This is a genomic window from Sphingorhabdus sp. (assembly GCF_044338195.1).
Lineage (GTDB): Bacteria > Pseudomonadota > Alphaproteobacteria > Sphingomonadales > Sphingomonadaceae > Sphingorhabdus_B.
Genome location: NZ_JBIIMC010000004.1, coordinates 75,021 through 101,174, shown reverse-complemented (window position 1 = coordinate 101,174; position 26,154 = coordinate 75,021). Strand labels below are relative to the sequence as shown.

Annotated in this window: 21 protein-coding genes and 1 tRNA gene; 11 read left to right on the top strand and 11 right to left on the bottom strand. The window is 57.5% G+C overall.

All coding sequences use genetic code 11. The features are described 5' to 3' along the window. Positions 1-264: 50S ribosomal protein L21 (rplU, locus tag ACIQZK_RS02495; RefSeq protein WP_397574764.1), on the bottom strand; the 264-nt coding region annotated here is incomplete at its 3' end. Between the two features lie 206 nt (positions 265-470). Between rplU and ACIQZK_RS02490 the strand changes: the two genes are divergently transcribed. The 3 genes from ACIQZK_RS02490 (at position 471) to ACIQZK_RS02480 (ending at position 5,684) form a co-directional block, all read left to right on the top strand. After that, positions 471-977, top strand: a complete 507-nt coding sequence (locus ACIQZK_RS02490; protein WP_397574763.1) for a hypothetical protein — start codon at positions 471-473, stop codon at positions 975-977. A 65-nt stretch (positions 978-1,042) separates the two neighbouring features. Further along, the gene (ppc, locus tag ACIQZK_RS02485) at positions 1,043-3,730 is read left to right on the top strand and encodes a phosphoenolpyruvate carboxylase (RefSeq protein WP_397574762.1); all 2,688 of its coding nucleotides are present in this window, start codon (positions 1,043-1,045) and stop codon (positions 3,728-3,730) included. Positions 3,731-3,848: 118 nt separating this feature from the next. Further along, complete coding sequence (locus tag ACIQZK_RS02480) at positions 3,849-5,684, top strand: DUF885 domain-containing protein (RefSeq protein WP_397574761.1); 1,836 nt, start codon at positions 3,849-3,851, stop codon at positions 5,682-5,684. Positions 5,685-5,703: 19 nt separating this feature from the next. Here the strand turns inward: ACIQZK_RS02480 and ACIQZK_RS02475 are convergent, their stop codons facing one another. The 4 genes from ACIQZK_RS02475 to recJ all read right to left on the bottom strand — a co-directional run bounded on the left by ACIQZK_RS02475 (position 5,704) and on the right by recJ (position 10,061). Continuing rightward, positions 5,704-6,501, bottom strand: coding sequence for a hypothetical protein (locus ACIQZK_RS02475; RefSeq protein ID WP_397574760.1), 798 nt, complete (start codon positions 6,499-6,501; stop codon positions 5,704-5,706). A 75-nt stretch (positions 6,502-6,576) separates the two neighbouring features. Further along, positions 6,577-7,944, bottom strand: a complete 1,368-nt coding sequence (locus ACIQZK_RS02470; RefSeq protein WP_397574759.1) for a cytochrome P450 — start codon at positions 7,942-7,944, stop codon at positions 6,577-6,579. Between the two features lie 209 nt (positions 7,945-8,153). Then, positions 8,154-8,228 (bottom strand) — tRNA-Glu (locus tag ACIQZK_RS02465). 66 nt (positions 8,229-8,294) lie between these two features. Further along, complete coding sequence (gene recJ, locus ACIQZK_RS02460; protein ID WP_397574758.1) at positions 8,295-10,061, bottom strand: single-stranded-DNA-specific exonuclease RecJ; 1,767 nt, start codon at positions 10,059-10,061, stop codon at positions 8,295-8,297. Positions 10,062-10,132: 71 nt separating this feature from the next. Between recJ and ACIQZK_RS02455 the strand changes: the two genes are divergently transcribed. Then, on the top strand, positions 10,133-10,594 hold the full coding sequence (locus tag ACIQZK_RS02455) for a flavodoxin family protein (protein ID WP_397574757.1): 462 nt from the start codon (positions 10,133-10,135) through the stop codon (positions 10,592-10,594). A 40-nt stretch (positions 10,595-10,634) separates the two neighbouring features. Here ACIQZK_RS02455 and glpX read toward each other — a convergent pair whose 3' ends face one another. Together glpX and ACIQZK_RS02445 are read right to left on the bottom strand one after the other, a co-directional pair. Continuing rightward, positions 10,635-11,618 carry a class II fructose-bisphosphatase gene (glpX, locus tag ACIQZK_RS02450; RefSeq protein ID WP_397574756.1) on the bottom strand — a complete coding sequence of 328 codons (984 nt, stop codon included), beginning with the start codon at positions 11,616-11,618 and terminating at the stop codon, positions 10,635-10,637. Between the two features lie 164 nt (positions 11,619-11,782). Next, positions 11,783-13,102, bottom strand: coding sequence for a homoserine dehydrogenase (locus tag ACIQZK_RS02445; RefSeq protein WP_395634788.1), 1,320 nt, complete (start codon positions 13,100-13,102; stop codon positions 11,783-11,785). Between the two features lie 222 nt (positions 13,103-13,324). Here ACIQZK_RS02445 and ACIQZK_RS02440 point away from each other — a divergent pair, with 222 nt between their 5' ends. Next, positions 13,325-14,194: a 3-hydroxyacyl-CoA dehydrogenase NAD-binding domain-containing protein gene (locus ACIQZK_RS02440; RefSeq protein WP_397574755.1), complete on the top strand. Its 870-nt coding sequence runs from the start codon at positions 13,325-13,327 to the stop codon at positions 14,192-14,194. 3 nt (positions 14,195-14,197) lie between these two features. Here the strand turns inward: ACIQZK_RS02440 and metC are convergent, their stop codons facing one another. From metC to ACIQZK_RS02425, 3 genes are all read right to left on the bottom strand, one after another. Further along, the gene (metC, locus tag ACIQZK_RS02435; protein ID WP_397574754.1) at positions 14,198-15,424 is read right to left on the bottom strand and encodes a cystathionine beta-lyase; all 1,227 of its coding nucleotides are present in this window, start codon (positions 15,422-15,424) and stop codon (positions 14,198-14,200) included. Continuing rightward, on the bottom strand, positions 15,379-16,221 hold the full coding sequence (gene sseA / locus ACIQZK_RS02430) for a 3-mercaptopyruvate sulfurtransferase (protein WP_397574753.1): 843 nt from the start codon (positions 16,219-16,221) through the stop codon (positions 15,379-15,381). The genes metC and sseA overlap by 46 nt, the downstream gene beginning before the upstream one ends. Before the next feature lie 63 nt (positions 16,222-16,284). Next, a complete protein-coding gene (locus ACIQZK_RS02425) occupies positions 16,285-17,808 on the bottom strand; it encodes a cryptochrome/photolyase family protein (RefSeq protein WP_397574752.1) in 1,524 nt (507 codons plus the stop codon). A 164-nt stretch (positions 17,809-17,972) separates the two neighbouring features. Here ACIQZK_RS02425 and queF point away from each other — a divergent pair, with 164 nt between their 5' ends. Both queF and bla read left to right on the top strand, forming a co-directional pair. Beyond that, a complete protein-coding gene (queF, locus tag ACIQZK_RS02420; RefSeq protein WP_397574751.1) occupies positions 17,973-18,431 on the top strand; it encodes a preQ(1) synthase in 459 nt (152 codons plus the stop codon). A 168-nt stretch (positions 18,432-18,599) separates the two neighbouring features. Beyond that, a complete protein-coding gene (gene bla, locus ACIQZK_RS02415; RefSeq protein WP_397574750.1) occupies positions 18,600-19,709 on the top strand; it encodes a class A beta-lactamase in 1,110 nt (369 codons plus the stop codon). A gap of 128 nt (positions 19,710-19,837) precedes the next feature. Here bla and ACIQZK_RS02410 read toward each other — a convergent pair whose 3' ends face one another. Further along, positions 19,838-20,089 carry a hypothetical protein gene (locus ACIQZK_RS02410; protein ID WP_397574749.1) on the bottom strand — a complete coding sequence of 84 codons (252 nt, stop codon included), beginning with the start codon at positions 20,087-20,089 and terminating at the stop codon, positions 19,838-19,840. A 230-nt stretch (positions 20,090-20,319) separates the two neighbouring features. On the opposite strand from ACIQZK_RS02410, the gene ACIQZK_RS02405 reads away from it, so the two are divergent. From ACIQZK_RS02405 to metH, 4 genes are read left to right on the top strand one after another with little or no spacing between them, the layout of a single operon-like run. Next, a complete protein-coding gene (locus tag ACIQZK_RS02405) occupies positions 20,320-21,300 on the top strand; it encodes an ArsR/SmtB family transcription factor (RefSeq protein ID WP_397574748.1) in 981 nt (326 codons plus the stop codon). After that, positions 21,297-22,238 carry a methylenetetrahydrofolate reductase [NAD(P)H] gene (gene metF, locus ACIQZK_RS02400; RefSeq protein ID WP_397574747.1) on the top strand — a complete coding sequence of 314 codons (942 nt, stop codon included), beginning with the start codon at positions 21,297-21,299 and terminating at the stop codon, positions 22,236-22,238. The genes ACIQZK_RS02405 and metF overlap by 4 nt, the downstream gene beginning before the upstream one ends. Next, on the top strand, positions 22,235-23,281 hold the full coding sequence (locus tag ACIQZK_RS02395) for a homocysteine S-methyltransferase family protein (protein ID WP_397574746.1): 1,047 nt from the start codon (positions 22,235-22,237) through the stop codon (positions 23,279-23,281). The genes metF and ACIQZK_RS02395 overlap by 4 nt, the downstream gene beginning before the upstream one ends. A 23-nt stretch (positions 23,282-23,304) precedes the next feature. After that, positions 23,305-25,923: a methionine synthase gene (metH, locus tag ACIQZK_RS02390; RefSeq protein WP_397574745.1), complete on the top strand. Its 2,619-nt coding sequence runs from the start codon at positions 23,305-23,307 to the stop codon at positions 25,921-25,923. Positions 25,924-26,154 lie beyond the last annotated feature (231 nt).

The window sequence follows — 26,154 nt, the reverse complement described above, 5'->3', positions numbered from 1 at the left end:
TGACTGACGATGGCCCTGCTTACGACGATAATTGTGGCGACGACGCTTTTTGAAAACGATCACCTTTTCGCCGCGCTCTTGCGCAATGATTTCGGCAGAAACGGTCAGGCCGTTTACGTCCTGCACTTTGTCGCCGTCACCGGCCAACAGAACGTCGCCAAGCGAGATCTTGTCACCCGCTTCACCAGACAGTTTTTCAACTGCGATTTTGTCTCCGGCGGCTACGCGATACTGCTTGCCGCCTGTGCGCACGATTGCGAACATGGCTATAACTCATCCGTTTCTACAGCTTAGCGCCCTTTTGAAGCGCGGTTGCTCAAACGCGTTACTCCAAAAGACGAATCTTGGGAGGTCACGCAAGAAGGGGCGCAGCTAGTCCAAGGATTTCATCCTGTCAACGCCTTTTGCCCGCCAGTAAGCGCTATTGCGCGGCCCTTGCATGGGCGTGGCCGCAGGTTTAGACACCCCATATGTCGATTATCAAGCCAATGCTTCGCCTGATGCCCCTCATTCTGCTCGCATCATGCGGCAGTATCGACGGTCAGTTTCCCTCGCTTGAGCGGCGCGCGTACGAGAACAATGACGCCATAACCGCGCCCATAACACCGCCATCAGCGCCGGTTTCCATGCCCGTGGAGCTCAAGGCGCAGGTCGATGCGTTGCTTGCGCGGCACCAGATCGCGCACGCGGCCTATCTCGAACGCCTTGATGCTGTCCGCTCTGTGGCCGCACGTGCAGCGGGAAGCGCCCCCGGCACTGAAGGCTGGGTTAATGTGCATGTTATATTGTCGCGGCTCGATAAAATACGTGATGATTCGGTCGCGGTCGTGCGCGCGTTCGATGGTTTGATTGCGGATGCCAATGCGGGTGATTCGGGGCTGGCGGCACTGCTGACCGATGCGCAAAAACCGGTGGTTGATGATGTCGCTGCGCAAAATGATGAAATCCGCCGGCTTTCCCGCCTGATCGGGGAATAGCTATTCCCTGCCGCGCCTAAGCGCATTTGCTTGCCTATGCGCGGCCCATGTGCACAAACTGGGCAATGAACGGTCAAAACACGCAAGCTATTTCGCAAAATCCGGATATCCGGTTTCTCGGCAAGATGCTGGGGGACGTCATTCGCGCTTATGGCGGAGAAAAATTATTCCGGCAGACCGAATATATACGGTCGACGAGCGTTGATCGTTTTCGCAAAGTTGAAGGTGCCGAAGCGAGCGACAGCGGTCTTGGTGCGCTCAGCCTTGATGACACGCTGAACTTTGTCCGCGGGTTCATGCTGTTTTCGCTACTCGCCAATCTGGCGGAGGATCGGCAGGGCCTTGCGCATGAGGATGGCGCGACGGTCGCCGAAGCTTGCGCGCGGCTTATGGCGGAGGGGGTCGCCCTAACTGACATCCGCGAGATGCTTGGCCACAGCCTGATCGTGCCTGTACTCACCGCGCACCCCACGGAAGTGCGGCGCAAGAGCATCATCGACCACAAAAACCGGATCGCAAAGCTGATGGAGCTGCGCGATCAGGGGCAGACGGTGACTGAAGATGGCGATGACCTAGACGCAGCCATTTATCGTCAGATTGCGCTTCTGTGGCAGACGCGTCCATTGCGCCGCGAAAAGCTGTTTGTCGCCGATGAGATCGAAAATGCCCGCGCGACGATGCAGGATGTCTTTCTGACGGCGCTGCCAAAGCTTTACGCCGGTTGGGAAAAGGCGCTTGGCGGTCGTCCGCCGGGTTTTGTACGTCTCGGTACCTGGATTGGTGGCGACCGTGATGGCAATCCCTTCGTCGATGCGGAAACGCTGCGCTATGCCACTGCGCGTAACGGCGGCACGGCCATTCGGCATTATCTTGAACTGATCCATAAACTTGGCGCGGAAATTTCGATCTCGTCACTGATGAGCGATACGCCCGAGCCCGTGCAGGCATTGGCCGAGAAAAGCGGCGACACTGCCCCAAGCCGCGCGGATGAGCCCTACCGGCGGGCGCTGTCGGGCATCTACGCGCGTCTGGCAGCGACACATATCAAACTGGTTGGCGATCAACCGCCGCGCCCGTCGAGCCTCTCAGGACAGCCCTATGGCGGCCCCGACGAATTGCGCCGGGACCTTGTCACCGTGGCGTCGGGCCTCGCCAGCGACGGCGATGGCGCGCTGTCGAGCGGGGGTGCATTGGCGCGGCTCATCCGCTCGGTGGAGATATTCGGTTTCCATCTGGCGACGCTGGATCTGCGGCAGAACAGCGATGTGCATGAACGCGTCGTCGCTGAACTGTTTCGTGTCGCCCGCGTGACGCCCGATTATCTTGCGCTGGATGAAGCTGCACGGGTCGCACTGCTCGTCGCCGAACTGTCGCACAATCGTCCGCTGGCAGGCGAGTGGACCCACTATAGCGCCGAGACGGCAAAGGAGCTCGCCATCGTCCGCGCGGCGGCCAAGGCACAGGCTGATTTCGGTGACGCAGCCATAACGACCTATAATATCAGCAAGACGACAAGCGTCTCCGACATGCTCGAAGTTTACGTCATGCTGAAACAGGCGGGGCTGTATCGCATCGATGATGATGGCCAGCCAAGCGCCACCATCATGTCCGTGCCCTTGTTTGAAACCATCGCCGACCTTCAGGCCGCGCCCGAAACCATGCGCGCCTTTTTCCAAATTCCAATGATGCAGGCGCTGGCCAAGGCGCGCGGGCATCAGGAAGTGATGATTGGCTATTCGGATTCGAACAAAGACGGCGGCTACCTGACATCCACGTGGGAATTATATGAGGCATCGAGCGCCTTGGCGAATGTGTTTGCCGAGGCGGGCGTCGCGATGCAGCTGTTCCACGGGCGCGGCGGCGCGGTGGGCAGGGGTGGCGGCTCCGCCTTTGGTGCAATTCTCGCACAGCCGCAGGGCACCGTGCAGGGCCGCATCCGCATTACCGAACAGGGCGAGGTGATCGCCGCCAAATATGGCACGGTCGACAATGCCGTCACCAGTCTGGAAACCATCGCGTCGGCGACAATGCTCGCCACGCTGTCGAGCGACCCGATTGCCGGCGCCGACGTTGCGCGGTTCAAGGCGGCGATGGCTGAACTCTCGGCCAGCGCCTTCCATCACTATCGCGGGTTGGTGTATGACACCCCAGGCTTCCGCACATTTTTCCGCCAGATGACGCCCATTAACGAGATTGCGACGCTGAAAATCGGATCGCGGCCCTCAAGCCGCACCGCATCCGACGCCATTGAAGATTTGCGCGCGATCCCTTGGGTGTTCTCATGGGCGCAGGCGCGCGTCATGCTGCCCGGCTGGTATGGCACTGGGCAGGCATTGGCCGGCTTTGCGGACAAAGGCCTTCTGCGTGCGATGGCGGGTGAGTGGTCCTATTTTCAGACCATCCTCGCCAATATGGAAATGGTTTTGGCCAAATCGGACATGGGCATCGCGGCGCATTATGCTGGCTTGGTCGAGGATCAGGCGCTTGCGCATGATCTGTTTGGCCGTATCAAGGGTGGCTGGCACGCGTCACGCGACAGCCTTCTGGATGCTACAGGCCAAAACCACCTGCTTGAGGCCAACCCGGCGCTGAACAATTCCATCCGCCTGCGCCTGCCCTATATTGAGCCGCTTAACCTACTCCAAATCGAACTTATGAAACGCCACCGCGCCGGTGAAGCCGACGCACGCATTGGCGAGGGCATTCAATTGACAATTAACGCCATCGCGACCGCCTTGCGCAATAGCGGCTAGGCAACCGTTAGATCACTTCGACCAAAACCACTACTTGTTCGACAAGCTGTAAAATAGCCGCTTCCCCTGCCGCACCTGCCTGATATGACGCTGTCATAGATAAATCAGGAGAGTTTCGATGCGCATAACCCAAACCGCCCTTTCTGCCGTTGCTGTGGCGCTGGTCTATATGGCCACACCGGCCATTGCGCAGACCACCGCTGCACCCGCACCCGCAGCCGCCGCCGAGGTTGACCAGAACGCAGCGATCATGGCGTTTTTCGAAGAATATGATGCGCAGCAACTTGCGCGATCGCCGCTCGGCAAATCCTATCGCGGCATCAGGGACAGTGATTATGGAAAATGGGACGATGGTTCCGACGCCGCCGAAGCCCGCAATTATGAAGCCGAACGTTCGGCGTTGAAAGAAATGCGCGCGCGCTTTGACCCGGCCAAGCTGTCACCAGAAAACCAGCTCTCCTACCGCCTGTTTGAAAAGCGCGCAGCGCGCAGTGAAGGCGCGTACAAATATAATGATTATGGCTATATCTTCGATCAGATGAACGGCGCGCAGAGCCAGATTCCCGCCTTTCTCATCAACATCCACCGCATCGACACCAAGTCCGACGCCCGCGCCTATGTGAACCGGCTCTATGGCATTGGCCCCGCAATGACGGAGGCTGTAGGCCAAGCCAAAACGCGCGCCGCAAAAGGCATCATGCCACCCAAATGGGTCTACCCTTATGTCATCGCCGATTCGCGCAACGTCATCACCGGGGCGCCCTTTGATGGCGGCCCTGATGCGCCATTATTTGCCGATTTCAAGGCGAAGGTCGGCAAGCTGAAGATCACGCAGATCGAAAAGGATATCTTGATTGCGGACGCGGCGCAGGCGCTCACCAACGCTGTAAAGCCTGCTTATGAGGCTTTGATCGCCGAAATGACCGCGCAGGAGAAAGTCGCCGGCACCGACGACGGCGTCTGGCGCTTCCCCGACGGCGCGGGCTATTATGCCGAGCGTTTGGCGAACTACACCACGACCAACATGACGCCAGACCAGATTCACAATCTCGGTCTCGCGCAGGTTGCGCGCATCCATAAAGAAATGGGTGTCGTCCAAAAGAAGATGGGCGTGAAGGGCGACCTTCAGGCTTTCTTCAATTATATGCGGACGGAACCCAAATTCTACGCGCCCGAAACCGAAGAGGGCCGCGCGCTTTATTTGTCCGAAACGCAAAAAGCGCAGGACGCGGTCACACCATTGCTCCCCAAATGGTTCGGAATATTGCCCAAGGCCCCGTTGGTTGTGAAGCGAGTGGAGGCATTCCGGGAGAAATCGGCAGGCAAGGCGTTTTACCAGCGCCCCGCGCCCGATGGTTCGCGTCCCGGCACTTATTACGCCAACCTTTATAAAATGGCGGACATGCCACTGACCGAGGTTGAGGCATTGTTCTACCACGAAGGCGCCCCCGGCCACCATTTGCAGCTGGCGATCCAAACCGAATTAAAAGACGTGCCTGCCTTCCGCCAATTTGGCGGCGTGACGGCTTATTCCGAGGGCTGGGGCCTCTATTCGGAAAAGCTCGCCAAGGATATGGGGCTCTACACGGATCCGGCGCGCGATTTTGGCCGGCTGCAATTGGAACTCCACCGCGCCATCCGGCTCGTGGTCGATAGCGGCTTGCACCACAAACGCTGGACGCGTGATAAGGCGATCAAATATGTCGAGGATAACTCTGCAGACGCCCCCGGCGGCATCGTGAAAGCCATCGAACGCTATATCATCTACCCCGGTCAGGCGACGGCGTACATGGTTGGCCGCCTGAAAATCAGCGAGCTGCGTGACAAGGCGCAAAAGGCACTCGGCAAGAAATTCGACATTCGCGGGTTCCACGACACCGTGCTGAAATCAGGGCCGGTGCCATTGGATGTGCTTGAGGAGCAAGTCGACGCGTGGATCGCATCGCGCAAGTAAGCAAATAAGAGGACAGCGCCTAGTCTGACGGCGCTGTCCCTTGGTCAATTGCCCGCGCTTTGAAACCAAAATGTATCCGCACCCAGACGCCGAGTTGCGGTTTATTGTCTATGCGCGGGGGTTTTATGAGGAACTGCCACGCGGCGAGGCGAAGCGCTTTGGCGAGGCCGGTGCCGCGCGGGGTTTCGCCGATAATCTGGCAGTTTTCGACGCGGTTACGCTCCGCCATGCGGCAGGCGATGTCGGCCGATGCGCCGGGGGGGATCCGCTTGATAGCAGCGAGATAGGGCGCGAGTTCGCTGTCATAGGGTTCGCGTAGCCATGCCACGGGGTAAAGCTGCGCACCGCCGGGCCCGAGCCCCGGGCCCATCATGCCGTTGGTGCCCTGTCCGTTTCCTTTGCCCTCACCCGACCCGCTGCCGCCGCTGGCCGGAAATTTCGACAGGTCCATGGCGTCAAATTCAGACTTGCTCACTTTGATAAAGTCCGGGCTGGGCGGCGGGACCTTCACGGGATTTACCGGCGGCAATAATGGTAGCGGGAGCGGCGGCGTGATGGTCTGTTGCTGCTCTTTGGTCACCGGCGTCTTGGTTTCGTTCTTGTCGGCCGATGATGCCGAGTCCGATTCAGCCTCCAAAGAAAATGTGCTTAACCCCCGCGTCCCCGCCGCTGGCCCGCCAGACCGCATGCTGAGGCTCAATATCGCAAGAATGATGATCGCCTCGAGCAAGAGCGCGATAACCACACCAAGGCCCCGTCGTCGGACCAAATCCCACCGCGGTTCAGTGGTCCAATCTGTCTGTTCTGAATAGGCCATGCTAGCCCGGCGACCTTTACGGTATCAGGCAGAGCTTGCAATGCGCGAATTTAATGGTGCGTTGCGTGTCGCAGACTACAGCGGAACGAAGCGGACCTTCAATCCATCCTTTGGCTTGGGGATTGGCCAAGCCTGCCAATCGGGCGCATAGCCGTCAGCAATCTCGACGCGAACCGATGTCAGCAAGTGATGTGTGAACAGCTTCATCTGCATATAGGCGAAATGCAGGCCAAGACACATGTGCGCGCCGCCACCAAAGGGCACCCACGCATATTTGTGCCGCGCCTTCACCTTGTCGGGCGTAAAGCGCATGGGATCGAACGTTTCGGGGTTCTCCCAATATTCGGGCATCATGTGCACATAAGACGGGCTGATGCTGACCGATGTGCCCTTGGGAATGTGATAGCCCATAAATTCGAAGTCTTTGAGCGCGCGGCGCGGAATCGATGGCACCGGCGAAATCATCCGCAGCGCTTCTTTAAACGCATATTCGGTGAGTTCGAACTTATCGAGATCAGCAAAGGCGATGTCCGCACCGGCTGGCGCGATGGCGAGGCACTCCTCGCGCAGTTTTTGCTGCCACTCGGGATGTTTGGCGAGATACCAGATCATCGACGTGACCGACGACGTGATGGTGTCATGTGCCGCCATCATCAGGAAGTTCATGTGGTCGATCAATTCGCCGTCCGACATATATTCGCCGTCTTCGCGTTTTGACCGGCAAAACTGGCTGAACATATCCTGCCGGTTTTCATTGCGGCGGCGCTCGGCAATTTGTGGTCCGAAATAGTCGATGAGATATTTGCGACCGGCAACGCCTTTGCCCATTGAGGTAAAGGGAATGGGCGCACGGATCGGTGCAACCGAGGCCTGCACCATGTCGACGAAGGCCTTGTTAATCTTGTCGGCCTCTGGCCCCAGCGGGATGCCCAAAAAGCTGCTCGCCGCAACATCAAGCGTCAGTTGCTTGATCGCAGGATAGAACAGCATGTCACCGCGCCAGTTCTTTAACTGTTCGGCAAAAATGCGGTTCATATCTTGGGTGTAGGCACGCATTGGGCCTGGCTTAAACGCGATGCCCAGCGCGCGACGGTCCATGCGGTGATGGTCAAAATCCATCAGCATCAGGCCGCGGGGGAAGAGCAAGTTTAGTACCGGGCCCCAGCCTTGCTCAGACGAGAAAAGCTTCTCCCGGTCGAATAACATTAATTCATTCGCCTCGGCGCCAACCAAAGAAATCGTCGGATTGCCAAAGGCGTTGGTGCGGAAAACCTTGCCATAGGTTTTGACCATGCGCGCACCATAAGCTGGTGGATCGCGCAGCACGCGGAATGTCGTGCCGACAATAGGCAGGCCATTTTCACCAGGAATATGCGCAAGCTCGTCAATCTTTTTGCGCGGCACCCAATGCGGGTTCGCAGCTTCGCTATGGGCAAGGGCCATGGGCTTCATTCCTGTTTAATTGCGCGGTTAATGTTTACTGCCATGGATGTCAGTATGGCGCAAGTGGGACATGGGCGCGTCGTATTAACTGAATACTTCATGTTAATTGGCCTTTTAGCGTCTAACGCGCACGCACGAATAACGGCGTCACACTAACTTTTCATATGTTCGGAAGACCAAGCCTGCACCGCTCGCTGCGTGCAAAAAGTTGGTGACCCCTACGGGAATCGAACCCGTGTTTCAGCCGTGAAAGGGCCGCGTCCTAACCGCTAGACGAAGGGGCCAATCGCTTGGCGAGCCGCGCCTTTACGGATTCGTTATGCACTCGTCAAGGCCAAGTTCGCGCAATTTCAGTCGGCGAATGCGATGTCGTCGACGTGGAGCTCCGCTTTTGGCGTTGCGCCCCAATCGTCGATCTTCGCGCGGCCCGCAAACCAGTAGCGTCGCCCGCGATCTGCGTGCAGCATTGTCTGGCCCAACACAGTCTCGCCCTGGCGGAAGGCCATGGCTTTGAACGACTGTCCGTCGTCGCCCGCCACGATCGCGCGGACATGGTCTTTGCCGACAATATCACACTTGATGATGCGCAGCGGCCCCGTGACGATGCGCGGGCCCGGCCAGCCCATGCCATAGGGGCCAGCGGATTCCATCGCATCGACAAAAATCGGGTTTAGGCCGCGCGGCGCGACGATGGCGTCGATCAAAAGCGCCTTTGATCCCGATGCGTTACTGACGTCGACGGACAGCCGCGCGTCCAACCAATCGGCCAGCGCATCAATTTTGTCATGCGACACGGTCAGCCCTGCCGCCATGGCATGGCCGCCGCCGGCCTCAAGCAAGCCAGCCTCACGCGCAGATATAATCGCGGCGCCCAAATCGACGCCCGCAATTGATCGGCCCGACCCTTTGCCGACGCCATGTTCGTCCACGGCAATGACGATAGAGGGCTTTCCGGTTTTTTCCTTAATCCGGCCCGCGACGATGCCAATTACGCCGGGGTGCCAGCCTTCGCCCGACAGCAACGCCACTGCGCGGTTGTGTTGCCCGGCCAACATAGCCTCGGCCTGTTCCTGAACCACTGATTCAATCGCGCGCCGTTCTTCGTTGAGCCGATCGAGCTCAAGCGCGATCTCTTGTGCCTCCGCCGCGTCCTCGGTGGTGAGCAGACGCACGCCAAGGTCCGACTTGCCCACACGGCCGCCGGCGTTGATGCGTGGGCCCAAGGCAAAGCCAAGGTCTGAGCAAATAGGTGCGCGGGTCAGGCGGCTCGCCTGAATGAGCGCCGACAGGCCAATATTGCGGCGTGCGGCCATCACCTTTAACCCTTGTGCGACAAACGCGCGGTTTAGCCCCCTGAGCTGCGCCACGTCCGCCACGGTGCCCAGCGCGACCAAATCGAGCAAGTCCATGATCTTGGGTTCTGCGCGGGTTGCAAAATGGCCACGCGTGCGCAGCGTGCGGATGAGCGCCGCGCCCAACAAGAATGCCACGCCAACCGCCGCCAGATGCCCGTGGGCGGCCGCGTCGTCGGTTTCGTCCAAACGGTTCGGGTTTACGAGCGCAAAGGCCTGAGGAAGCTCTGAGGCGCATTTGTGATGGTCGACGACAATGACCTCAAGTCCAGCCGCCTTGGCTTGCGCAAGCGCGTCATATGCCATCGCGCCGCAATCGACGGTTACGATCAGGCGGCTGCCGCTTTCGCCAATGCGCACAAGAGCTTCGCCTGATGGGCCATAGCCCTCCATCAACCGGTCGGGGATATAATAACCGGCATCAAGCCCCAGCATACGCAGCAGGCGGATGAGCAACGCCGCACTGGTCGCGCCATCGACGTCATAGTCCCCATAGACGGTGATTTGTTCGCCCGCCTGAACCGCTTGCGCCAAGCGCAGCGCCGCATGTTCCATGTCTTGGAATATCGATGGGTCAGGCATGAAGTTGCGAATGGTCGGGTTGCGGTGCCGTTCGATATCGTCGCGGTCGACGCCGCGCGCCATGAGCAACTGGGTCACCAGATCGTCCGGCTGAAAATCCGGATCGCGGCCATCGGTGCCACCGCCGCGCCAATGCCAAGCTTGTTCAAGAACGGAACTGTTAATATCGAGTACGGGCTTCATCCTACTTCCCTATGGCGCACCAGCGGTGCTAGCAAGCGTCGATGCGGCAATTGTTGATAATCTGGCATAGTATGACGGGCGGGTCAGAGGCTTTGGCCCGCGCTGCCTATGACGGCGCCTGCCGTGCGCAGGGTGTCAATGTCGAAATGCTCAACGCCGATGATGTCGGCGCTGCACAGGTCATGGCGGCGGACGGATATCTGTTCGCGTTCCCCGAAAATCTCGCGGCGATCAGCGGCGGCATGAAAAGCTTTTTTGACCGTTGTTATTACCCATGCCTCGGCACGCTGAACGGGCGGCCTTATGCGATGATCGTATGTGCGGGATCGGACGGGCGCAATGCTGTGGCGCAGGCCGAGCGCATAGCGACAGGATGGCGCTTGCGGCAGATTGCGGAAAGCCGGATCGTCTGCACCCATGCCCAGACATCGGAAGCCATTTTGGCACCGAAGACTATAAACGACGCCGATCAATTGGTGGCAGCAGACCTCGGCGAACAAATCGCCACGGGACTGCTGATGGGTATTTACTGATCACCCTTGGCGAATTTGGCCGACCAATGGGTCAGTTGGTTCAGCCGAAATGCCCAGCCTTGCGATGCTCGCTCTTGACCCAGCGCACTGTGCCTGATGATGCGCGCATCACAACGGTTTCTGTGGTGACCCGGCCATCGCGTAACGTTTTGACGCCAGCGAGCAACGAACCGTCGGTGACACCGGTCGCTGCAAAAATGCAGTCACCTTTTGCCAGCTCTTCCAGATCGTAAATCTTGTCGAGATCTTCGATGCCCCATTTGCGCGCGCGCGACCGTTCATCGTCGTTGCGGAACAGCAGGCGGCCTTTGAACTGACCGCCGACACAGCGCAGGGCCGCTGCCGCCAGCACACCTTCTGGCGCACCGCCGCTGCCCATATAGATGTCGACGGTGGTATCGGGATTGGTTGTTGCGATGACACCGGCAACGTCGCCATCTGGGATCAGCATTACGCCACAACCAAGCGCCCGCAGCTCGGCGATCAGCTTTTCATGACGCGGGCGGTCGAGTACGCAAACGATGAGGTCGCCCGGAGCTACACCCTTTTCCTTGGCAACTGCGTTCACATTTTCAGCAACCGTTTTGTCCAAATTAACGATATTGGGCGAGTAACCCGGGCCAACAGCAATCTTGTCCATGTATACATCGGGTGCGTTGAGCAGATTGCCTTCTTCCGCCACGGCCAAAACGGCCAGTGCGTTCGGGCCTGCCTTTGCCGTAATTGTTGTGCCCTCAAGCGGATCAAGTGCAATGTCGATGCGCGGGCCAGTGCCGATGGCGGAGCCAACCTTTTCGCCGATAAACAGCATGGGCGCTTCGTCGCGTTCGCCTTCGCCGATGACCACCGTGCCATCCATATATAATTCGTTGAGCGCCGCGCGCATGGCTTCGACGGCGGCTGCATCTGCTGCTTTTTCATCGCCACGTCCGATAAGCTTGGCTGCAGCAATCGCCGCGGCTTCGGTCACGCGGACCATTTCCAAGACAAGCACGCGGTCGAGGATTTGGCTTGCTGCAGTCATCGTATTTTCCTAGCTATTTGAACGTCAGGGTGCGCAGTCTGTACCCGAAATGGAATGGCATTTTGGGAGTTCGGTTTCGATAGGGAAGGTAGCGCCAAATGTCGAGATGAGTTGTCGCCGTTTTTGTTGCGCACGTGGTGATGGGGCCCGCTGCCCCCATAAGCTTATGCACCCAAAATGTGCATGACCATTGGCTCGCCAAGCAAGTTGTCGGAGTGCTTGAGTGCCTGAAGCGTATCATTGACCGCTTGCTCTGGGCCAGCATGGGTGACCATCGCTACTAAGGCCGTTCCATCGTCACCAGCTTCGGTCTGGATCAGACTTTCAATCGAAAGCCCTGCGTCGCGCATAGCCGCTGTAATCTCGGCAAGAACACCGACGCGGTCAGCGACCACCATACGCAAATAGGATTTGCTCACCCGGTGTGCCGATGCTGCGCGTGGTAATTTTTCGAGCTCTGCCGACGGCATCGAGAATGCGGGGCCAGTTTCCTTACGCGCAATGTCGACAAGGTCGGCAACAACGGCGGATGCCGTTGGCTTGTCCCCTGCGCCCGCACCTTGGAATAAAAGGCGTCCGGAGAAGTTGCCTTCAGCCACGACAGCGTTGGTGGCGCCGATGACATGCGCCAGCGGATGGCTGAGCGGGACAAGGCAGGGTTCAACACGCTGGAAAATATTGGCTGCGCCATTGTCGCCGTCGATTTCTGCAAGTCCGATAAGGCGGATGCGATAACCAAGCGTCTTTGCTTGGGCGATGTCAGCCGCGAGTATTTTGCGAACACCGCGCGCTTCGACGCCGCCAAAATCAATGACAGAACCAAAGCTGAGCGAGGCGAGAATGGAAAGCTTATGCGCGGCGTCAATGCCGTCGATATCGAACGAAGGATCGGATTCGGCAAAGCCCTTTGCCTGTGCGTCGGAAAGCACCTGCGCAAAGTCGAGGCCGTCACGCTCCATCGTCGACAAGATGAAATTGCAGGTCCCGTTCAATATGCCATATACGCGATCGATCCGGTTGGCGGCGGCACCGTCGCGCAAGCCCTGAATTACCGGAATGCCGCCGGCGACGGCAGCTTCAAATTTGAGCGCGGCCTGCTTGCTTTCGGCCAGAGCCGCAAGCTCAGCGCCGTGATGGGCGACCATGGCTTTGTTGGCGGTCACCAAAGCACGTCCGTTTGTCAGCGCTTCGCGCGCCAATGTAAGCGCTGGGCCATCAGCCCCGCCGACAAGTTCAACGACGACATCGACATCGTCTGCGGTGGCCAGCTCGCCCATGTCGTCGACCCAGCGATAGCCGGACAGATCAACGCCCCGGTCCTTGGTCCGGTCGCGCGCGGTGATGGCAACAATCTGGATCTCGCGGCCCGCCCGGCGCGCGATCAAGGCGCTATTTTCTTGCAGAAGGCGGATGACGCCGGTTCCTACTGTCCCAAGACCAGCCAGACCCACCTTAAGCGGGGCGATACGAGAGGGGGTGGACATAGGTTTTAATTTCCTGCCGAAAGAATGCGTATTTGCGCCGCGCTTAAGCGGATTTGCGTTCAATTGCCAGCCCCGGCTTGCTGCAAAGTGACGGCCCGACAAACTGCCGCCCCTGCGAAAACAGCACAGCGACGCGCGCCAACGCCTTTTTGGTGGGAGTAAGCTAGCCCTTTCACCCATCATTCGCTAGGGGCCACAGATTGGTTTTACAGGGAGCGGCAAATGCGTGCAGTCGGCGTTATCGGAGCAGGTCAAATGGGTGCGGGCATCGCACAGGTCAGCGCTGGCGCTGGCTATCATGTCTATTTGTCGGACCTTGATCTGGCAAAGGCCGAAGAAGGCAAGGCTGGCATCGCCAAGGCACTCAGCCGTCTGGTCGCAAAAGAGAAAATGGCGGCTGCCGAGGCAGAGGCGCTGTTGTCACGCATAGAACCAGTTGCCAGCTATGAACCGATGGCCGATGCTGGGCTGATCATCGAAGCCGCGACCGAGCGGGAAGACATCAAGCGCAAGATTTTTGAATCGGTGGGCGCGGTACTTGGGCATCAGGCTGTATTGGCGTCCAATACGTCCTCCATCCCCATCACGCGGCTGGCGCAATCATCACCCGACCCACAGCGTTTCATTGGCGTGCATTTCTTCAACCCCGTTCCTGTCATGGGCCTGATTGAAATCATCCGCGGATTGGCGACGACCGATGCCACTGTCGACGTCGTGCGCCAATATGGAGAAGCATTGGGCAAGCAATTGGTGTTTGCAAATGACGCGCCCGGCTTCATCGTCAATCGCGTGCTGATGCCGATGATCAACGAAGCATGTTTCGCGCTGGGTGAAGGCGTTGCCACTATGCGCGATATCGACACGGCGTGCCAATTGGGCCTCAACCACCCGATGGGGCCACTGACACTGGCTGATTTCATTGGCCTCGACACCTGCCTTGAAATCACAAATGTGCTGTTTCAATCGACAGGCGATCCGAAATTCCGGCCAGCACCATTGCTGCAAAAATATGTTGAGGCCGGCTGGTTCGGACGCAAAACGAAACGTGGCTTTTACGATTATTCGGGCGAAGTCCCGCAGCCGACACGCTAATATCTAGCGTGGGCTTCGGGCCACTTCAAATGCTTGGCCAAGGTCGGCGATAAGATCATCTGTGTCCTCAAGCCCGATTTGCAGGCGGATCAGTGTGCCGGGCTTATCCCACGCCACGACTGACCTGTATTTTTCGGGCTGCACGGGCAACGCAAGGCTTTCAAACCCGCCCCAGCTATAGCCAATGCCGAACAGTTCCAGCGCGTCGACAAAGGCCGCTGCTGTTGCTGCGTCACCGGTGTGGATGAATGAAAACAGTCCTGATGATCCGGTAAAGTCGCGTTTCCAAATGTCGTGCCCGGGGCAATCGGGCAAAGCGGGATGGAAAACGGCGTCGACATCCGCCTGCGACTTTAGCCATTGCGCAATATGTAATGCAGACGTCTCATGCGCCTTCATCCGCACTGACAATGTCCGCAGGCCGCGGCTCGCCAGATAGGCATCGTCGGGTGAAACGGTCTGGCCAAGTTGCTGCGCGGTGTGGCGCAATTTCGTCCATAGCTTATCGTGTGTGGTCACACTGCCCATCATCACATCGCTATGGCCGACAATATATTTGGTGCACGACAAAATCGCCATATCGATGCCCTTGTCGAGCGCGGTATGGAAATAGGATGTGGCCCATGTGTTATCGAGAAGGGTGACGACATTGCGTTTTTTCGCAGCGGCGCAAATCGCAGGAATATCCTGCATTTCAAATGTCAGGCTGCCGGGTGATTCCAGCAATATGGCCCGCGTGCGATCACAAAATAGTGCGTCATAATCGGTGGTGCGTGGGTCAAAATACCGTGTCTCAATCCCAAAGCGCTTCAGAAACCCGTCGGCCAAAGACCGGCTAGGGTCATAAACATTATCGGTCATCAGCAAGACGTCGCCCGCCTTCAGCACCGACAGCAGCGCACAGGCAATTGCGGCAACACCAGACGGGTACAGCATGGTCCCATGCGCACCAGGCTCCATTTCGGTCAGCGCGTCGGAGAGGGACCATTGCGTCGGTGAACCACGGCGGCCGTAGAAAAAGCGGCCGTCTTCGTTGCGCCCTTTGCCCGCCTCCAGCTCAGCGACATTTTCATATAAATGTGTGCTGGCGCGCCAAACAGGTACGTTCACGACGGGGCCCGTGAGCGAAGCCTTGCGCCCTGCAGTAACTGTTTTCGTGGCTGGCTTTTTAGGTTTTTGGGAACTCAAGCCGCACCCTGCGCCTTGGGGGTGTCCTTGTCCAAGCCCCATTCGGACCAGCTGCCATCATATAAGGCAACGTCCGATTTGCCCGTCAGGCGCGCACCGAACAGAACAACAGCTGCGGTCATTCCAGAGCCGCAGGTTGTGATCATGGGCTTATTCAAATCAACACCCGCATCGGTGAAGGCTTGGGTCAACGCATCGCCGCGCTTCCACGTGCCGTCTGCGTTAAAAAGATTGCCAAAGGGCAAGTTGCGGCTGCCGGGGATGTGGCCCGAAGCCATGTCAGGCCGCGGTTCAGCTTCTTCACCGGTAAACCGTCCTGCGCCACGGGCATCCACGACATCGGCTTCCTTGCTGTGCAGATTGGCGAGCATGTCTGCTTTGTTGCGCACGGCCTTTTCGTCTTTCCAGACAGTGAAGTGGCGGTGGCGCACCGCAGGCTTGCCGGTTTCGAGCGCGCGTCCTTCGGCTTTCCATTTTGCAATGCCACCATCGAGTATCGCGACATCATGTGCGCCAAACAAGGTCAGCATCCAATATGCGCGCGTTGCCGATTTGAACGGGCTGTCGTCGTAGACAACGATGCGGCTGCCGTCGCCCAGGCCCAGCGATTGCATGCGGCTGGCAAATTTCTCTGGCGGCGGCAATGTATTGGGCAGGCTGCTGTTTGCGTCGGCGAGTTCTTGCAAGTCCATGAAAACAGCGCCGGGGATATGGCCACCTTCATATTCGGCCTGCGCATTGCGACCAGCATCGGGCATGAACCAGGTGGCATCGACCACGCGCAAATCAGACGCGCCGATTTCGTTCGCCAACCATTCGGTGCTTACTACCAATTCCATGTTTTTGTCCTTGCCCGCTACTTTTTGATTCTTGTGCGCTGCAAGATAAGCCGCTTTTCCAAACTAGCCAAGCGTTTCGAGAAATTGCTGTGCCTGACGACGAAGCGCAACTTTATCGGCCTGCGCCATCCGGTCCCAGTTTTTATATGGCATCGCCATGCGCGGGTTCTTACGCAGCTTTTCTTCGTTGCGCGCCATAAATTCCCAATAGAGCGCATTGAACGGACATGCCTTGGGCCCGGTTTTTTGTTTCACATCATAACGGCAGCTGGAACAATAATCCGACATGCGGTTGATGTAGGCACCGCTGGCCGCATAAGGTTTTGACGCGAGCATGCCGCCGTCTGCAAACTGGCTCATGCCAAGGCTGTTGGGCAATTCGACCCATTCATAAGCGTCGGCATAAACGGCGAGATACCATCTATGCACGTCGACCGGGTTTATACCCGCCAGCAGGGCGAAATTGCCGGTAATCATTAGCCGCTGGATATGATGGGCGTAGGAATATGCGATTGTCTGATCGACTGTTTGCGACAGGCAATGCATGTCGGTTTTGCCGGTCCAATAGAATTCCGGCAGCGGTCGTTCGGCGCCAAGCGCATTGCTTTCCACATATTCAGGTCCAGCATGCCAATAAATGCCGCGGACATATTCGCGCCAACCAATGACCTGACGAATGAAACCTTCGGCAGCGTTGATCGGCACTTTTCCGGCGTGATATTGCTCTTCGACCGCACGGCACAATTCCAGCGGATCAAGCAATCCGGTGTTGATGTAAGGCGACAAAATCGAATGCCATAAAAATGGCTCGCCGGTGAGCATTGCGTCCTGATAATCCCCAAAGGACGGCAGAGCATGTTTCAGGAAATGGGCTTGCTGTTTCAGCGCGTCGGCGCGCGTGACCGCAAAACCGAATTTCGCGGTCTGGCCCATATTGGTGGCGAATTTCTCTTCGACCATATGAATAACATCCCGCGTGATATCATCCGGCGCGAAATGCAGCGGTTGTGGCATCGCCAGATCGCGCTTGGCCGGCTTGCGATTTTCTGCGTCAAAATTCCACTGCCCGCCGACGGGTGCATCGCCATCCATCAGCAATTTCGATTTACGCCGCATGTCGCGATAGAAATACTCCATGCGCAGCTGCTTGCGATCCTTGGCCCAGCTTTCGAATTCGGAATGGCCACACAAGAAGCGGTCGTCGCTGCGTATCTCCACCGGAACATCAAAGCGGTCGGCCCAGCTATCGAGCATGGCCTTCACCCGCCACTCGCCAGCTTCGGTGACGCAGATTGCGGATGCGCTATGGCGTTCCAATGCGCGGGCGAGTTCGCCGGTAAAACTGCCGCTGTTTTCAGGGTCGGTCAGCTTCACATAGTCGACGGTCCATCCGGCTGAACGCAGATCTTCGGCATGGTGCCGCATCGCCGACAATATGAATGCCATTTTGGATTTGTGGTGCGGCACATAGGACGTTTCTTCATCGAGTTCGGCCATCAAAATGACGCAGGCGCTTTTGTTCTTTCCCGCCAATGACGAAAGCGCATGGCTCAGTTGGTCGCCGAGTACCGGAATCAATGTCGTCATGATCGGATCGTTAGCGAGGCCATGTCCGGGGCACGATACAGGTTTTCAGGAAAAAGCGCGCGTTGTCCCAGCCCAATGCGCTTTTGCATGCACTGGAAGTGAATATCTGTGCGAACAGACATGACCCGTTTGCTTCCCGTGGTGAAACGGCTAAATGCGCAGCTATGACTGACGAACTAAAGCCGATGTATCTGGGTGCGCAAAGCGCACTTCCCCAAACGCCTGAAGAGGCCGAGCTGGATTATGTCCCCAATCCGCGCCCCGATACGCTGTATCTCGCCCGCTTTGCCGTGCCTGAGTTTACGTCTTTATGCCCCGTCACCGCGCAACCCGATTTTGCGCATCTCGTCATCGATTATGCGCCAGACAAAAGCATTGTTGAATCAAAGTCGCTGAAGCTTTTCTTGGGTTCGTTCCGCAACCATGCCGCCTTCCATGAAGATTGCACCGTTGGTATTGGACAACGACTTTTTACCGAAATGAAGCCGCATTGGCTCCGTATCGGCGGATATTGGTATCCGCGCGGCGGGATCCCCATCGATGTGTTCTGGCAATCGGGGGAGCCGCCCATGGGCCTGTGGCTTCCGGATCAGGGCGTTGCCCCGTACCGGGGTCGTGGTTGATTCTATCGAAACAGTCTGCCCAAGATTCCCCGCACGACGGACTTGCCGAACGATCCTGCCTGTTGATCAGGACTCTTCTCGTCGACGCCATCGAATCATTGGTCGCAAAAATTGCCTTTGTCGGTGACAGAACGACCGCGAGGCCTCTATTGCAGCTGTATGGCTCAAATGTTTTCGAAGACCACCAAGCGCGCGCATAAGGCTGGCCAAGCAGGCCTTGCCGCTTTGGCGCTGTTGTCCGTTTTATCAGGCTGCGTGTCCGCGCCAGTGCCTCGGGGACCTGCTCCGCCAGCAGCAATAGCCCCAGCGCCAGTTGTTGTGGCGCCCGTACGTCCCGCAATTGGGCGGCCGCCTGCCGGTCTTGAAAATCTGATCCAAGATCAATGGCGCTTGTTCCCGGGTCGGACGGGTGTTGCCATTATGCGCGTGGATGGTGGCGAATGGGTTTTCGGCCACAGGATGGATGAATTGTTCCCCCAACAAAGCGTTTCCAAAACCTGGGTTGCGCTGACCGTGTTGGACATGGTCGATCAAGGAAAGCTTCGCCTGGACCAGAATGTAAGGATCACACGGGATGATCTGGCGGTTTTTCATCAGCCAATCCGTGATCAGGTGATCGCCAATGGCAGTATTGAGGTTTCGATTCTTAATCTGTTGGAGACGTCCATTCGCGCCAGTGACAATACCGCCAATGACTCGCTGCTGCGTACCGTAGGCGGCCCGCAAGCGGTAACCGGTTTTATCGCACGCAAGAATTTGGGTGCGATCCGCTTTGGGCCGGGCGAACGCGCTTTGCAAAGCGGCATTGCCGGTCTTGACTGGAAACAGGAATATGCAATTGGTCGGCGCTTTTATGCTGCGCGTGATGCCGTGCCGTTGGCGACCCGCAAGGCGGCGCTTGACCGCTATCTGAATGATCCCATCGACGGGGCAAGCCCGCAAGCCATTGTCCGCGCTCTCGCCAAGCTTGCCAAAGGCGAGCTGCTGTCGGCGTCGTCAACGCGCCTCATGCTCGATATCATGTCGCGGACGTCAAGCGGCCCTAACCGGTTGAAGGCGGGCGTGCCTGCGGGTTGGAGCTTTTTGCACAAGACCGGAACGGGGCAGATTTTGCCGCCGGTGTCCACGGGATATAATGATATCGGGATCATGACAGCGCCAGATGGCACGCGTTACGCTATCGCTGTGATGATGGGCAGCACGACGGCGTCTATTCCGCAACGGATGACGTTCATGCAATTTGTATCGCGTACCGTGGCTTCACACCACCAGAACTGACGCCTTATTGCGATGTTTGGGGTTGAGCGCCGCGCGCGGCATCCAATTTGTCTATGACGGACAAAGAAAAGGGCCGTCCCGCAAGCAGAACAGCCCTTATCAAAAGCTTTCGCTAAAAAGCGCGAATATTACTTCGCAGCTTCTTTCGCAGCGTCTGCAGCAGGTGCAGCAGCAGCAGCGTCTGCAGCAGGTGCAGCAGCAGCGTCTGCAGCAGGAGCAGCAGCGTCAGCAGCAGGAGCAGCTTCAGCGCCTTCTACAGCAGCTTCAGCAGGAGCTTCAGCGGTTGCTTCAGTTGCTTCTGTGGTTGCTTCTTCAGCACCTGAGCAAGCAGCCAAACCGAGCGAAGCGGCAAGAACGAGAGATACAGCAATTTTCTTCATATGGGAAACCCCCTAGCAAAACTTATGAAAACCTGACAGGCACACCACAACGAATGCAGTAATGTCTGCGGACAGCCCTCTAGCCCGTTCACAATTCGGTGGCAATGCGCTTTTTTATTCCGGCAAGCTGATAAGCCTCAAAATTGCACTTAACTCTACCAGAACGGTAGAAAATGCGGGAGATTTGAGCGGATTGACTTGATATAAAGATTTCTTTATATGGTGCCAAGATGATCAATTTGCTCACCATCATGCGCGCTCTGGCCGACCCGACCCGGCTTCGAATCGTATTTCTCGTGCTTCGGCTTGAACTGTCGGTGGGCGAGCTGGTGCAGATATTGGACCAAAGCCAGCCCCGCGTTTCCCGCCATATCCGTATATTGGACGAAGCTGGATTATTGGAGCGACGCAAAGAGGGAAGTTGGGTTTTCCTGCGACCGGGCGCTGTTTTGGAGGACGGACGCCTGACGTCGTTGCTGAAAGAAGCGGATGTTACGCAGGCGAAGGCATTTCAAAAGGATCTGGCACGTCTGGACGAGGTCCGCAATGCGCGGACACATATGGCCGCAGCCTATTTTGCGGCACATGCAGAAGAATGGGATTTCCTGCGATCGCTGCATGTTGCTGATTCAGAAGTTGAGGCGAAGATTGCGCAGATTTTGCATAGCGCGCCGCTCGGCCGTGTATTGGATGTGGGCACGGGGACCGGCCGCATTGTGGAATTGTTCGCGGAGAGCGCAAGCCACTTTGTCGCTTTGGACAATAGCCCCGAAATGTTGCGGCTTGCCCGGGCAAAGATAGCGAATTTCAGTGCCGATATCGCGAGCAAGATTGAAATTAAATTGGGCGACTTCAACATGCTCCCCGTGGGCGATGGTGAGTTTGACACCGTCATTTTCCACCAAGTGCTGCATTACGCCCAAGACCCCGAGGCCGTCATCGCCGAAGCCATCCGTGCAGTCGCGGACGACGGGCGGCTCGTGATTGTCGATTTCGCGGCCCATGACCATGAAGAACTCCGCACCGTGCATGCCCATGCCCGGCTTGGCTTTACGGACGAATTTATGCGGAATGCGTTCTCGGCACATGGCCTGCAGATGGTGCATCAGGTCGCACTTGAGTCTGGCGCGCTCATTGTAAAAGTGTGGATGGGGCAAAAGCTGTCGTTCGCGACCCCGCGTCCAAAAGATAATATAAGGATTGTTGCATGATTCTCCCGTTCGACCAGATGCAGGAAGCCAGCCGGGCGCTGGCCGCGCCCCTTTTTGCTGGCCTTGCCGGTGATTGCGAAATCAGCTTTGAATTCTTCCCGCCCAAAACCGAAAGGATGGAAGAGCAGCTTTGGGATTCGGTTATCACGCTTGCCCCGCTCGCGCCGCGCTTTGTATCGGTCACTTATGGTGCCGGCGGTACAACGCGTGAACGGACACACAACACCGTCGCCCGCATTGCGCGCGAAACCAATATTCCAGCCGCGGCCCATCTGACGTGCGTTGAAGCATCAAAGGGCGAAATTGCCGACGTGGCCAATGCCTATTGGGAGGCAGGTGTCCGGCATATCGTTGCGCTGCGCGGAGATGCACCAGGATCGGACGGTAAATTTGTCCCGCATCCCGACGGCTATGCCAGCGCTGCCGAATTGGTCGAAGGGCTACGCAAGCTCCATCCGTTCGAAATATCGGTCAGTGCCTATCCCGAAACTCATCCGGAAGCTTTGTCCGCTGCAAGCGATATCGACTTTCTGAAGCGCAAGCTGGATTCCGGCGCGAGCCGGGCAATTACACAATTTTTCTTTGAACCTGAAACATTCTTCCGTTTTCGTGATGCTGTGGCCGCCGCGGGTATCGATGCCGAAATCGTGCCGGGTATCATGCCGGTTTCAAATTTTGCGGCAATCACACGCATGTCCGCCATGACCGGCACTGCGATTCCTGCGTGGATGGGGCATTTGTTTGAAGGGTTGGATGACCATCCGCCTGCCCGGCAACTTGTCGCAGCCACCATCGCAGCCGAAATGTGCCGCAGATTATATGCGGGTGGTGTGCGTGATTTCCATTTCTACACGCTCAACCGGGCCGAGCTGTCTTATGCCATTTGCCATTTGCTTGGAAAACGGCCCTCTGGCGCTGCGCAGGAGCAAGCGGCATGACCCCGCGTGAGGCATTTGTTGCAAGAGCGGCCAAGCAAATTTTGGTCTTCGACGGCGGTTATGGGACGGCCATTCAGGGGTATAAATTATCCGAGGCTGACTATCGCGGCTCATTGCAACTGACCCACGATCAAAAGGGTAATAACGATCTGTTGTCCATCACGCGGCCTGACGTGGTTGGCGCCATCCACAGCGCTTATCTGAGCGCTGGCGCGGACATGATCGAAACCAACACGTTCAGCGCCACGAAGATCAGCATGGCTGATTATGGCTGCGAACATTTGGTCGAGCAATTGAACATCGATTCGGCAAAACTCGCGCGCGCCTGTTGTGACGCCGCAGAGGCCGAAGACGGCAAGCGGCGCTTTGTTGCAGGCTCAATTGGCCCAACGAACAAGACATTGTCATTGTCGCCAGACGTCAACGACCCCGGCTATCGCGAAATCGACTTTGATTATCTCAAAGGCGTCTATCGCGAACAATGCGACGCGCTTATCGAAGGCGGCGTGGATTTCCTGCTGATTGAAACGATTTTCGACACGCTGAACGCCAAATGCGCAGGCATGGCGGCGCAGGAAGCGGCGCTGGCATCGGGCCGGGACGTGCCCTTGATGATATCGATGACAATCACCGATATGGCCGGTCGCAATCTGTCGGGACATACGGTTGAGGCATTTTGGGCTGCGATCCGCCATGTCAAACCACTTACCATCGGGTTGAATTGCTCGTTCGGGGCCGATCTGTTGCGTCCGCATTTGGCGGCTTTGGCAAAGCAAGCCGATGCGCTTGTCATGGCCTATCCCAATGCAGGCCTGCCCAATGACCTAGCCGAATATGACGAACTGCCCGAAACGACAGCGCAGCTGATCGGCCAATGGCTTGACGATGGGCTGGTCAACATTGTCGGCGGTTGTTGCGGTACGACGCCTGCGCATATCGCTGCGATTGCCAAGGCAGTTGAGGGCCGCGCCCCGCGCAATATCCCGCAGCCACCCGTCGTCACGCGGCTCGCTGGCCTCGAACCCTTTATCATGGCCGCCTGAACTCCTTAAAGCTGAACATCAATATGACATCCTCCTCCTCCCGTTTCGTTAACATCGGTGAACGCACGAACGTCACCGGCAGTGCCAAGTTCAAGAAGCTCATTCTTTCCGGCGATTATGAAGCCGCTGTCGAAGTCGCGCGCGACCAGGTCGAAAATGGCGCGCAGATTATCGACATCAATATGGATGAAGGCCTGCTCGACGCGCATGAGGCGATGACCACGTTCATCAAGCGCATCGCTGCCGAACCGGACATTGCGCGCGTACCGTTGATGATTGACAGCTCCAAATGGAGCGTCATTGAGGCGGGGCTGAAATGCGTTTCGGGCAAGCCCATCGTGAATTCGATTTCGATGAAAGAAGGCGAAGACGCCTTTTTGCATCAGGCGCGGCTGTGCATGGCCTATGGCGCCGCCGTTGTGGTCATGGCGTTCGACGAGACTGGGCAGGCGGACACCAAAGAGCGCAAGGTCGAAATTTGCAAGCGCGCTTATGACTTGCTGGTCGGCATTGGTTTTCCGCCCGAAGATATCATTTTCGATCCCAACATTTTTGCGGTGGCAACGGGGATTGAAGAGCATAACAATTATGGCGTCGACTTTATCGAGGCGCTGAAGGAATTGCGCGTATTGTGCCCGCATGCCCATTATTCGGGTGGCCTTTCGAACCTGTCCTTTTCCTTCCGCGGTAACGAGCCTGTGCGCCGCGCGATGCACTCGATATTCTTATATCACGCAATCCCCGCCGGCTTGGACATGGCGATCGTTAACGCAGGGCAGTTGGATATCTATGACGATATTGATCCGGAACTTCGGGTGGCGTGCGAAGATGTGATCCTCAACCGCGATCCCGATGCCACCGAGCGCCTCATCACATTGGCCGAGAAATATCGCGGTACGGATGTGGCGCAGGAAAAGGCCGAGGCCGAGTGGCGCGGCTGGGACGTTAAAAAGCGGCTTGAGCATGCCTTGGTCAAAGGCATTGATGCGCATATTATCGACGACACCGAAGAAGCGCGGCAGGCGATCAAGGCGGCTGGCGGCCGACCAATCGAAGTTATCGAAGGCCCGTTGATGGACGGCATGAACGTCGTTGGCGACCTGTTCGGGTCGGGCAAAATGTTCCTGCCGCAGGTCGTGAAATCGGCGCGCGTCATGAAAAAAGCGGTCGCGCATTTGTTCCCCTATATCGAGGCCGAGAAAGAAGTCGGCGCAAAGGGCAAGGGCAAGATCATCATGGCCACCGTCAAGGGCGACGTCCATGACATCGGCAAGAATATCGTTGGCGTTGTGCTGCAGTGTAATGGATTTGAGATTGTCGATCTGGGCGTGATGGTCCCGTGGCAAGACATATTGAAGGCGGCGGTCGAACATGATGCCGACATGATCGGGCTGTCCGGCCTCATTACGCCTTCGCTGGACGAGATGGTCACCGTCGCTGAAGAAATGCAGAAGGCGGGCATGACGATGCCGTTGATGATCGGCGGCGCGACCACGTCCAAAACGCATACGGCGTTGCGGATCGAGCCTGTCTATTCGGGCCCCGTCATTCATGTGCTCGATGCATCACGCGCTGTCGGTGTTGCGGGCACATTGGTCAGCGATACTATGGCCGAAAAGTTCGTCGCTGACACCCGCGCCGAATATAGCCACATCCGCGATGCCCGTGCGGGCAAGACCGCAAAGCCACTGGCTTCGTTGGATGAAGCCCGCGCCAATGGGTTCGAGATTGACGAGGCGCTAAAGCCTGCTGCGCCATTAAAGGCTGGCGTGCATGTCTATGATGATTGGGACCTTGCCGATCTGCGCAACTATATCGATTGGACGCCATTTTTCCGTGCATGGGAATTGCATGGCAATTACCCCGATATTTTGACGGACGAAGTCGTTGGCGAAAGTGCAACCAGCCTGTTTGCCGATGCCAATGCGATGCTCGATAAAATCATCAGTGAAAAATGGCTCCGCGCAAAGGGCGTTGCGGGCCTGTGGCCATGCTGGCGCGATGGTGATGATGTTGTCGTCTATTGCGAAAAGACCGAAGCCCATGTCCGCCTGCCGTTCCTGCGGCAGCAAATCGCCAAGCGCGAAGGCAGGGCGAACATGTGTCTGGCTGACTTCATCAGCCGCGATGGCGACTGGATTGGCGGCTTTGCGGTGACCACTGGCCATGGCATCGGGGCGCATTTGGCGCAGTTCAAAGCCAATATCGATGATTATTCCGACATCATGTTGAAAGCGCTCGCCGACCGTCTGGCCGAAGCTTTTGCCGAGCGGATGCACGAGCATGTCCGCACAACATTATGGGGTTATGCGCCCGACGAGCAGTTCACCATCGAGGCGCTGAACCGTGAGGAATATCGCGGCATCCGGCCCGCGCCGGGCTACCCCGCATGTCCGGATCACAGCCTGAAGCCCATATTGTTCGACCTGCTGGATGCCACCCACAATACCGGCATCACCTTGACCGAAAGCTTTGCCATGTTGCCGACCGCCGCGGTCAGCGGCTTTTATTTCGGGCACCCCCAAGCCGAATATTTCGGCGTTGCGCGCATTGGCGAAGATCAGGTTGCGGACTATGCCGCACGGCGCGCACTCGATTTGGATCGGGCGCGGCAGTATCTCAGGCCCAACCTCAACGCATGATGCGCAGTTCAGGGCAATATTGGATTTTACGGACCAATGCCCATGAAGAAAAGCGCGCTTTGTCCTGACCCTAAGGCGACAAAAGCAACGTCGCGCAGCGTTTTTACTGTCTGCTTTGTCGCTTTAATGGTGAACGCGGCTCGATGAAATTTCCGCTGGTCTCAACATTGAGAAAGAACCGCGCGCGCTTTCGCGTGTGCGCATCGATACTCTCAAAGGCAATCCTACATT